Origin of the sequence: Leptolyngbya sp. AS-A5 (assembly GCF_039962495.1) — a bacterium.
GTDB lineage: Bacteria > Cyanobacteriota > Cyanobacteriia > Leptolyngbyales > Leptolyngbyaceae > Leptolyngbya.
This window is the reverse complement of sequence record NZ_JAMPLL010000036.1, coordinates 24,415-34,418: the sequence shown is the minus strand read 5'-3', so window position 1 is coordinate 34,418 and position 10,004 is coordinate 24,415. Positions and strand designations below refer to the sequence as shown.

Below are 10,004 nucleotides of genomic sequence, written 5' to 3'. Positions count from 1 at the left end.
GCATCGGCGTTTGAAGGCGTTGGGTTTCAGATGTTTGAGCTGTTTGTAGGTCATCAGTTTGTCCTCCTTGACCTATTTCTACGATGCTCTCGCTGATTCACGCAAGAAGTCTATTGTTTCCCGTTCCAACGTAGCACTACAACTTCTTCGCGGATTTGTTCTTTCGTTGCAGTCGCTAATCGAGTTCTAAACAAATCAATGTTCACCACTTCATAGCCCAGTTCACTAGCAATGTCTGCTAACAGTTGACCTGTCCGAATCATCACACGCAAATATGACGCTTGATCTCCAACCACATAAGCTAGCTGAGCACCAGGGCGCAGTGCAGAACGTAACTCAGCTAAATGCTTTGCCATTCCGCCGAAATACAGCTTAGTGACTCGTGCATACATTCGCTCAAACCCGCTTGTTTTTCCAAGCTCAATCCGGCGATCTTCAATTTCTTGAGCAATGCGTTGAATCTCAGGAAAATGCGACACCCATCGATCGTCGTCATCGACCTTATAAACGCCGCGTGTGTTTGATCGCACTAATCCCCGCTTCATTGCTTGCAGTTCAGCTTTGGTGTTGATAAAGCCAAGCAGCACCGACTCTAGCCGTGTCGTGCGGGTGTAGTCTTTCTCATTGGGATAAGGTGGGGAAGTAATCACCGCATCAATCGAATCCGGTGCCAGAATCTGTCCGGCGTTGCGCGAATCTGCATGATGCACGATCGCTTCGGTTTCAGCTTGAGAGGCTAAGGTGCGTAAATCGTTGGCAATGATTCGCACTGCCTGTAGCCACGATTCAATCACAGGCGCATCAGATTTCGCTACTCCGATGCTCACTTCCGGTCTAAATCGTAAGTTACTAATCGAGAATACTAAAGCTTTTGCGAGTGCAAGCCGAATGTGAGCATCATAGCGATCGTTTGAATGTCGCTGGATTTCCTCAAGTAGCACTAGGGTTTTATCCAGTGGAACAGGACTGATGGAATCAGCTAACAGTAGCTTTTGGACTTCTTCGGTTAGAGTTCGGGGTTGTCGCGGCTGATTTTGTACCGTAGAAGCGGTGGTTGCAATGTCTTCTGCGTGACGAATTAAAGCATCAGGATCAACTGTCCAATTGAGCTTCGTTTGACAAGCAAATGCTGCCATTGCATTTGCTTCAATTCCAACGCTCTTAATGCCTAATTTTTTGCACTCAACCGGAGTCGTTCCAGTTCCACAAAACGGATCAAGCACTCGTTGGGATGAATCAATTTTAAACTTCTGCAAATACTCTCGGACGAGGTGCGGCGGGTAAGAAAGCACAAAGCGATACCAATCGTGGGCTGATCGATCTTCGGGTCGAAGTTGATTAATCTCTAAGCCTTTGCGGTTTGAATTTGGGACTGGGATCGGTAACGATAGCTGGGTCGATCTTGGCGATTCAACTTCGGCATTTGGCATATCTTACGGGGTCGATCGCGAAACGATTTGGATGCAATCTGCACAAGATTACTACGAAACGCCAGAAACAGCGCTAATTTACAATGGATTCGATCAAATTCGAGCAATCCAACGATTTGCGATCGGCATTCTCCATCCGGTGCCAAAGGCACGATCGGTCACTTTCAATCCGGGGGGTGCTTGCTTGCGCTTAAATTCTGCAATCCGAACTAATTTAACGATTCGTTCGACGATCGCTGCTTCATGCCCGGCGGCAACAATTTCGGCGGGGGCTTGATGTTGGTGAATGTAGCGATCGAGAATGTCGTCCAACACATCGTATTCTGGCAGTGAGTCTTGATCTTTCTGACCAGGCTTTAATTCTGCGCTGGGCGGTTTCACAAGCACATTCACGGGAATGATCTCTTGCGATCGATTAATCCATTCACACAGCTTGTAGACTTTTGTTTTCGGCACATCTGCGATTGCGGCTAACCCACCATTCATGTCTCCGTATAAGGTGCAATATCCGACAGCAATCTCTGATTTGTTTCCGGTTGAAACTAAGAGATGTCCAAATTTGTTCGATACTGCCATCAGCAAAGTGCCGCGAATTCGAGACTGTAAATTCTCTTCTGCCAGTCCGAAGGGTGTTCCTGCAAACAATGGATCAAGAGTGTGATCAAAACATTCCATGATTGTTCCGATCGGCAATGTTTGCGTCTGAATTCCTAAATTCTGGGCAAGATCTAGCGCGTCTTGAATGGAATGATCAGAACTATAGGGAGAAGGCATCAGAATGCCGAGAACATTGTCTTGACCAACTGCTTCGGCTGCGATCGCGGCAATTAATGATGAATCAATTCCACCACTCAAACCCAATACAATCTTAGAAAAACCACATTTACGGGCATAATCTCGCACACCTAAAACTAAAGCTGACCATAGTTCAGCTTCTTCGCAATCGAGAGCCTCTACGATCGTGCTGTTCTCAAAATCCCGTGTTGCAAGATTGTACTCAATCGTTAGCCAATCTTCTTCAAAGCTAATCGATCGTGCAATCAATACCCCTTTTCGATTGATTGCAAAGCTTGCGCCATCAAAGATCAGATCATCATTACCGCCAACCTGATTTGCATAGATCAATGGCTGCTTAAATCGCAATGATCCATGTTGCAACATCGCTTCTCTCAGCTTTCGCTTTCCGACTGTGTAGGGCGAGGCTGAAAGATTGATCGTGAATTCTACGCCTGCTTCAGCGAGATCTGCGATCGGATTCAAGGTATAGGTTCGTCTGCCCCAAAATTCCTCATCGTTCCAAAGATCCTCGCAGATTGTGACCCCAATCCGAACTCCATCTAGCTCGAACTGATTTGGCTGATTTCCCGGCTCAAAGTAGCGATCCTCATCAAACACATCGTAAGTTGGCAGTAAGCGCTTATGAAAGACTTGCAGAATGTTGCCTTTCTCAATCAATGCCACACTGTTGAACAACGGTTTGCCGCCTGTTGAGAGCGATCGAGCATTTGGCTCAACGGTTCCCACTAACACCGCCACACCTTCGGGGATGTTTGCTGCAAGCTCCGCAAGTTGCTTTGCCATTGTTGCAACAAAGCTTGGATCAAGCAGCAGATCGCGTGGTGGATAACCACAGAGTGATAGTTCTGGAGTCAGCAGTAAACGAACATTCTCAGATGCTGCACGATCGGCAGCTTGGAGAATTTTGTCCGCGTTGCCTTGGATATCTCCGATCGTCGGATTGAGTTGTGCGATCGCAATTTTCATCATGATTGGTTCAGCGTTTGCAAGATAGCAGTAATGTTTGTTTTAAGCTCTGGCAGATTTTGCTCTACGACCTGCCAAACTTCTTCAGGATCAACTCGGACATAATCGTGAATTAAAACATCTCTTAATCCTGCAATCCGTTTCCAAGGAATATCAGGATAGCTTTCTCTAATCGAAAGTGGTAATTGTTTAGTCGCCTCTCCAATAATCTCAAGATTGCGAACTACAGCATCCCGCATCATACGATTTTGCAAAAATGCTTCGCGTCCTTCAGCAGTGTAGGATTCGATCCATGTAATGCATTCTAAAATATCGCTGAGTAAGAGACGGATTTCTCTCATAAGGGAACTGCCTCTTTCAGAACACGCTCGCGAATCAATTCATGCAAATTTTCTGGTAGCGCCACATCAACTTTTCGTCCTAACACATCTTCGAGATCTTGAATCAGCGCAATGCGATCGAGCAAACTATGATTTTTCATCTCCACTAAGAAATCAACATCACTTTCTGCATTGGCTTCTCCTCTTGAGACGGAGCCAAAAACCCGAATATTAAAGGCTTTATGCTTGTGTGCGATCGCCAATATTTCTTCTCGCTTATCCGCTAATAGTTCCTCGATTCCAAGTCCCATAATTTTAATCTCAAATAAACACTAAAGGCTTATCTTTTAGGGGTGCAAATGCCTCGGCATCAAAGCGATATAAACTTGCAGGTCGTCCCGCTCCTCTGGAAACTTTTACGCCTGTATCTGATAAGAAGCCGAGCTTTAATAGGCGCGATCGAAAGTTAGAATAATCCGAAAAATTCTCGCCTAGAACTGTGGTGTAAAGCTGAAATAAATCACTTAATGTAAACAATTCTGGTAATACATCAAACGCAACTGGACTGTATTCTAATTTGTTTCTTAAACGGCGATGACCATACTCTAAAATCTTGTTGTGATCAAATGCGAGTTGGGGTAATTGATCCACAGGATACCAAGCAATTCCGCTCACTCCATCTGCAATCAGTTCAGCTTCTGCAAACCGAACTAACGCAAAATAACTCACGGATAGATATCGCACTCCATAACTCTCTTTCGCCTCACGCGGATCGCGATCGGGGCCTCCAAACGTATAAAGCTGCTCTAGATAAAGATTCCTCACCCGAATCTTTTCTGACAGAATCCGATAAGCTGCATCTTCGAGTGATTCTCCTTGTCGCACCAGGGTTCCCGGCAAGCTCCACTGCCCTAAAAACGGCTCTTCATGACGCATTACCAGCAGAACCAACAAGCGATTTTGCGCGGTGTCTACCGAAAAAATGACGTTATCCACTCCCACCCTGAAATCTGCAAGTTTCTCCCCCATCAATGAACGGGTTGTTTTTTTATGTGTGCGTGGCATTGATACAGTTGCTCCCGATCGATATAAGCCTGAATCGAGGCTGTCACCCCAGATAAGTCACAGCCTTCGCGATATGCGGTGGATGACACATCTGGAACCGTCGCAGGCGCGATCGTGGTTTGCGCTCCCAGTGCTTCCAATCGCTGTAAATCTTCCGTTTCGAACTGATAGCGCGATCGCGGAATCACCAAGACTCGCACTCGCTGTAAGAGTTCCGTCACGCGATACCATTTCGATAACTGTTGTGCTACATCAAATCCCACAACTAGAGTAAGCTCTGCATTCGGGTAGTGCTCTTGAACGCGATCAACCGTGACGATCGTTCTGGGATGACTCAGTTCGGGATGTACCTGCACATTCGGACAGCCTAACTCATTGATTAAAACTTGCAGCATGGCTGTTCGATGCGCTAACTCGGTTTGATGCGACTTAAATGGGTTGTCGGCTGCCCAAACTGCAACGTGATCAAACTGTCCGGACAGCCAGCGCAAAATTTCTAGATGTCCTGTGGTGGGCGGATCGGCACTAGTTCCAAATAGCGCGATTCTCATACAGATTTGCTCCGGTGACAAGTGCGATCGGTTAACTCAGAAAGCGCTTCGGAGAGTTCGACTGGAAGCGCAATTGGACTTTCAAGCTGTCGCGCTGATTCGGGTAAGCTTTGAACATTTTTCCAGGCGCGATCGCGAATTTGGGCGATTGTTTCCGGTTCGCTCATGCGCTCTCCCTGCTTGAACACCAATTGTAATAAAGGAATTTCTCCCTTGGGATCTTCGGTCGCAAGTCCTAAACGATCGCGCACTCCAGCTTGCCGAAAAATCTGCTTGCGTCCAGGATAAGTAACTTTCCCAGTCGCTTCTTTCATCACTGGAATTCCATCGATTTCAACTAGCTTATAAACCCCATTTACAGGAGCACCCGTAACCAGTTGAGTTCCTAAGCCATAGCCATCAATGCAAGCCCCGTTTGCCCTTAACTCGGCAATGCGATACTCATCGAGATCGCCACTGGCAAAGATTGAAACGCCAGGTAAGAGCGATCGCACTTTCTTCGACAAATCTAATAAATCGCCCGAATCAATCCGCACCCCTGCAAGCTCAATTTCTCCCGCTTTGAGTTGTTTCGAGAGCGTTTCCGCCGCCGCGATCGTGTCGTAGGTATCAATCAGCAACGGCGCACCCGGAAAATAGCGATGAAAGGTAGCAAAAGCCCCGGATTCAGTCCCCTCGATCGCGCTCAACGCCATCACCAATGAGTGCGCCATCGTGCCAACGGGCTTGCGATCGAGTTTCACTGCCGCTAATACATTTGAGGTCGCATCTAAACCGCCCGCTAGCGCCGATCGAGCCGCCCAGATCGAACCCTGTGGACTAAAGGCGCGACGAGTGCCAAACTCAAACAAAATCGCATCTTTACCCGCAACATCTCGCATTCGAGCCGCACGAGTTGCGACTAGCGTTTGATAATTAATCGTATTTAGCAAGTAGGTTTCAACCAGTTGAGCCTGCCACAAAGGAGCCTCAATCCGCAGCAAAGGTTCATTCGCAAATACTGCCGTCCCTTCTGGAACTGCCCAGACATCCCCCTCGAATTGTCCCTCTTTCAGCCGTGTCCAAAACCGCTCCGGTGCTTGCTCAAAAATTCCCGTTGATTGTAGGGCTAAAATCTGCGCCTCGCCAAACTGAAAATTCTCCAAATATTCCAGGACTTGCGCCAGTCCCATCGCAATTAAATAGCCAAATCCTTTTGGTAATCGCCGCACTGAAAGCTCAAAACTGGCGCGTCTTTGATCTAAACCTTCACCAACGTAACAAGCCGCCATTGTTAACTGATATAAATCAGTTAATAAGCTGTAATCTTCTGGACGAATAATGAGTTCAAGATCTTCCACCCAAATCCTCCTTGGGTTCAAAGGTGATGGCAGGCTGAGATTTACTGTTCCTAAATTATAGTTAATTTAACCAAAAGTCAAGAAGTAGATCCAGAAAACCAGCAATCTAATCTAAAGGCAATCAAAAAGGATTATAGTAGCTCTAACAAAAACAAGCCGTTTTACAGATGTGAAGGGATGTTGCGATCGTTCCGTATTTGCTCTAGCTTTTATAACTTTATTCGAATAGAAAATACGAAATTTCAAGAAAAACGAAATAACCTAATTTCTTTCTAAACAATTGATGCGATCCCTGGCAATCTTCTGCCAAATTTCTCATAATGGGTTATTCGTAAATCTGTGAATTAGCCATTCACCTAGACAAATTTTTCTGCTCCACCAAACGCACACTTTGAAAGGTGATTCTTATGAGTATTCCAAAAGTAGTAGATGGGCTGATGGACTATTTTTCGGGTGCTGTGAGTCGGATTTTCGGCTTAAGTGATGATGCTTATCCCAGTACAGGACTTCAGCCTTTTAGCGGCAATATTTACGACAAGAAGCACGATAAGAAACATTTTGAGCGTTAACGCTACAACGGTTCTAGGTTTACAAAAGGGATGTCGGTAGAAGCTTAATGACTTCTGCCGATTTTTTAATTGCTTCTTAATTAAATTGTCGCTCTGTCCGCCGTTTGACGAAAATTCTAAACACACCGCTACCCCGGAATGGTATAAGGACAGAATTAAAGCTGCATTTGTGCGATCAGGAATGACTGAACTCGATTTTGTTCTATTAACAGTCTATTTTCTATGCGTCACCTATGTTCTCTTCCAGATGGTGAGTTCATTTAACGATGAATTCACCATCTGGCTCGATCAGGACTATCTCAACGAGCAACTCACTGTCCTAAATCTACAAGACGCGATCGGTATCAGCTTCAAATTTGATAACCGCTACGAATTCGACAGGCTCAAAAAGCTGCAAATCCGCATCAACAATAAATCAACTGATCACGCGCTCTATGTCGATTGGGACTCCTGCGCCCTCACCGATCAATACGATCCCCCACGATCGCGTCGTGTCACTCGCGCTGTCGCGGGTTCTCCAGTCGATGTCTTTCAACGCCAAGCGATCAGCGCGATCGCCCCTGGCAAAACCCTAAGGGAAGACCTGTTTGCCGAAGATATGCTGTCCCGCAGAGATGCAGGTAGCCCCCTGCAAGCGAGCGAAACGGTTCTCGACTTCAGCAAACCTAACAGAAAAGCAGCCGCAGCCAAGAAAAAGCGCTATCAGAACTTCATGTCCGGTGAAGAGATGTTTAAGTTTGAGCTCTACCTTGCGCTGCGCTTTATGGGGTTTAACTCATCGGCTCCCGCAGGCAATCAAATCGCGATCGTCTGTCGCTTTAACGTTCGCAAGCTCGACTGGACAGCCGGACTTCCCTGGAATCCCAAAAAGCCCTGACCCCCATCAGCTAAACTGGACGTTAGAGAAGAGTCAGCGAGGCGGTTGCGGATTCAGCACGAATCTGAGGAAAGTCCGGACTCCCGAAAACCCAAACTTGCTGGGTAACGCCCAGTGCGCGTGAGCGTGAGGAAAGTGCCACAGAAAAATACCGCCGGAGAAAGGTGGGGATCGGGCATAAGATGTCAAAAGCGTCGTATGCCCCACTCGCCATTCCGGTAAGGGTGCAAAGGTGCGGTAAGAGCGCACCAGCAGTATCGAGAGGTACTGGCTCGGTAAACCCCGGTGGGGAGCAAGGTCGGACGAAACAAGGGTTGGGTTTTTTCCTGTTTCGGTAGTTCACTTCACTTTCAATGAAGGTTGAGTGAGCGAGAACCGCTTGAGGTTGGAGGTAACTTCAATCCCAGATAGATAACTGCCCTCACCTTGCAAAATGCAGGGTGAGAACAGAATCCGGCTTATGTCTAACTCTTCTCGACTCTGCACAGAAAATGACACAGCCGTTTTCGCTTGAGCGTGAGATTGCTAGTTCAATTCTCACGTTCCTTTAAACAGAACAAAACTAATGTGTAGATTCCGCAAAGACTGTATCGATCATTTCATCCAGTCTGCTCTGCTCGCATACTATAGGGAGGCAACGCACCCCGTTACATCAGGCAGTTTCTCACCTACAGCCGAGTCAGATCAGTCTGTGAAAAGTCAAGTTTCTACCCTCGAACTCCCGCCGCGCTGTGAGCCTTCTTCCTCACAGAGTTTGCTTTTTGCGATCGCAGAACACAAGAAAAGTGGGCTGATCTTATGTAAAGAATATCACGCAGAGTTCGCGGGTCCTGGCGCTGCGGTGAATTGTGCCGTTGAACCTGCTTATCGCGCTGTGATTGCGATCGGTGCTCCAGATCTGATCGCAACGACGACCTATGAGGAGCGTCGTCGGGCATATGGGCGTAGAATTCAATGGGGGCGCTGGCTACAGAGAATTGTTGACCATCCTGATTCCATGACTCGCGCTGAAAAGTTGCTCACAGGGTTTGAGGAGTTTTTTGGACGGCAGGTTGTCCTTGGCTTGCCGAATGAGGTTCTAGCGCTGTTAGCGGGTGTGCTTCCGGGCACGATCGAGCAGGTGCGATCGCAGCACTGGCGCAGCAGCAGAATTGGCACAGTACCGTTTCTGCCAAGCTCTGACCAGCTTCAAATCACGACGATTTCTCTCAATAATCAAGAAACTCCAGCCGTGCCGCTTCTAACTACGGCAACTGTTAACGAAATTGAGCGCACCTATGCAGTCTTGAAATCCGCCTAAATTGTCATCAGATGCAGTCCACCCTCTACGATGGAGTTAGTTTAATTTCTGATTGCACCGATGATTGCCTATCCGCGCCGCCAGCAGGAACTCCGATCCCTTGTTCAACGTTTGGGAGTCGCGCAGCTTGATGCGATCGACTGGAACTTAATGGATCTGGCGTTGATTCATGTGACGTTTTCAGCAGAGCGCAATTATGAGCAGCTAGAATTCGTCGGGGATGCGGTCGTGAAGTTAGCGGCGGCTGAATTTTTGCTCAAGGCTTACCCGCAGTTGAAAGTGGGAGAATTCACCGCCCTGCGATCGGTCTTAGTCAGCGATCGCATTCTGGCTAAAATTGCGGATTCTTTTGGGTTCGATCGCTATCTCCTAGTCGCGGCGAGTGCAAAATCTGATCCAGCCGGACGCGATTCGCGCCTTGCCGATTCTTTTGAAGCGGTGCTTGCTGCTCTTTACCTCAGCACCCAAGATCTCAGCCTGATTCGTTCCTGGTTAGATGAGCAGTTCCAACCGCTTGCCGAAGAAATTCTCGCTGATCCTGCCCGCCAAAACTACAAAGCCGCGCTGCAAAATTGGACGCAAGGACACCAAAAAACGCTGCCTGAATATCGCACCCAAGAAACCGGGAATACTCACAATGACCCGCATCGCTTTGTAGCAGAAGTCTGGATTCAAGGACGCTGTTTAGGGCAGGGAATGGGTCGATCGCGGAAAGCTGCTGAGCAAGCAGCCGCACAAGAAGCGTTTTTGGTGCTGAGCCGTCAGGAGAGTTAGATCAGGCTGACTTG

11 protein-coding genes and 1 other RNA gene are annotated in these 10,004 nt (G+C 47.5%); 5 read left to right on the top strand and 7 right to left on the bottom strand.

Annotation, left to right across the window (positions count from 1 at the left end; translation table 11 throughout):
- Window positions 1–110: 110 nt before the first annotated feature.
- The 7 genes from NC980_RS22950 to NC980_RS22920 form a co-directional block, all read right to left on the bottom strand.
- Window positions 111–1,430 (bottom strand): DNA methyltransferase, encoded by a 1,320-nt coding sequence (locus NC980_RS22950; protein WP_190377598.1) that lies wholly within the window; start codon window positions 1,428–1,430, stop codon window positions 111–113.
- Window positions 1,431–1,523: 93 nt separating this feature from the next.
- Window positions 1,524–3,194: an NAD+ synthase gene (locus tag NC980_RS22945; RefSeq protein ID WP_190377602.1), complete on the bottom strand. Its 1,671-nt coding sequence runs from the start codon at window positions 3,192–3,194 to the stop codon at window positions 1,524–1,526.
- Entirely contained in the window at window positions 3,194–3,535 is a 342-nt protein-coding gene (locus NC980_RS22940; RefSeq protein ID WP_190377597.1) for a DUF86 domain-containing protein, read from the bottom strand. The genes NC980_RS22945 and NC980_RS22940 overlap by 1 nt, the downstream gene beginning before the upstream one ends.
- Window positions 3,532–3,825: a nucleotidyltransferase family protein gene (locus NC980_RS22935; RefSeq protein ID WP_190377596.1), complete on the bottom strand. Its 294-nt coding sequence runs from the start codon at window positions 3,823–3,825 to the stop codon at window positions 3,532–3,534. The genes NC980_RS22940 and NC980_RS22935 overlap by 4 nt, the downstream gene beginning before the upstream one ends.
- A gap of 10 nt (window positions 3,826–3,835) precedes the next feature.
- Window positions 3,836–4,579: an NUDIX domain-containing protein gene (locus tag NC980_RS22930; RefSeq protein WP_190377595.1), complete on the bottom strand. Its 744-nt coding sequence runs from the start codon at window positions 4,577–4,579 to the stop codon at window positions 3,836–3,838.
- Window positions 4,543–5,130: a nicotinate-nucleotide adenylyltransferase gene (locus NC980_RS22925; RefSeq protein WP_190377594.1), complete on the bottom strand. Its 588-nt coding sequence runs from the start codon at window positions 5,128–5,130 to the stop codon at window positions 4,543–4,545. The genes NC980_RS22930 and NC980_RS22925 overlap by 37 nt, the downstream gene beginning before the upstream one ends.
- Window positions 5,127–6,470 carry a nicotinate phosphoribosyltransferase gene (locus NC980_RS22920; protein ID WP_190377593.1) on the bottom strand — a complete coding sequence of 448 codons (1,344 nt, stop codon included), beginning with the start codon at window positions 6,468–6,470 and terminating at the stop codon, window positions 5,127–5,129. Before NC980_RS22920 ends, NC980_RS22925 begins: the two co-directional genes overlap by 4 nt.
- A gap of 407 nt (window positions 6,471–6,877) precedes the next feature.
- Between NC980_RS22920 and NC980_RS22915 the strand changes: the two genes are divergently transcribed.
- The 5 genes from NC980_RS22915 (at window position 6,878) to rnc (ending at window position 9,990) form a co-directional block, all read left to right on the top strand.
- On the top strand, window positions 6,878–7,039 hold the full coding sequence (locus tag NC980_RS22915) for a hypothetical protein (protein WP_190377592.1): 162 nt from the start codon (window positions 6,878–6,880) through the stop codon (window positions 7,037–7,039).
- 181 nt (window positions 7,040–7,220) lie between these two features.
- Window positions 7,221–7,916, top strand: coding sequence for a hypothetical protein (locus NC980_RS22910; protein WP_190377591.1), 696 nt, complete (start codon window positions 7,221–7,223; stop codon window positions 7,914–7,916).
- Window positions 7,917–7,945: 29 nt separating this feature from the next.
- Window positions 7,946–8,392: RNase P RNA component class A (gene rnpB / locus NC980_RS22905), an RNA gene on the top strand.
- Between the two features lie 215 nt (window positions 8,393–8,607).
- Window positions 8,608–9,216, top strand: a complete 609-nt coding sequence (locus NC980_RS22900; protein ID WP_190377590.1) for a hypothetical protein — start codon at window positions 8,608–8,610, stop codon at window positions 9,214–9,216.
- 60 nt (window positions 9,217–9,276) lie between these two features.
- Entirely contained in the window at window positions 9,277–9,990 is a 714-nt protein-coding gene (rnc, locus tag NC980_RS22895; protein ID WP_190377589.1) for a ribonuclease III, read from the top strand.
- The last annotated feature ends 14 nt before the right edge of the window (window positions 9,991–10,004 follow it).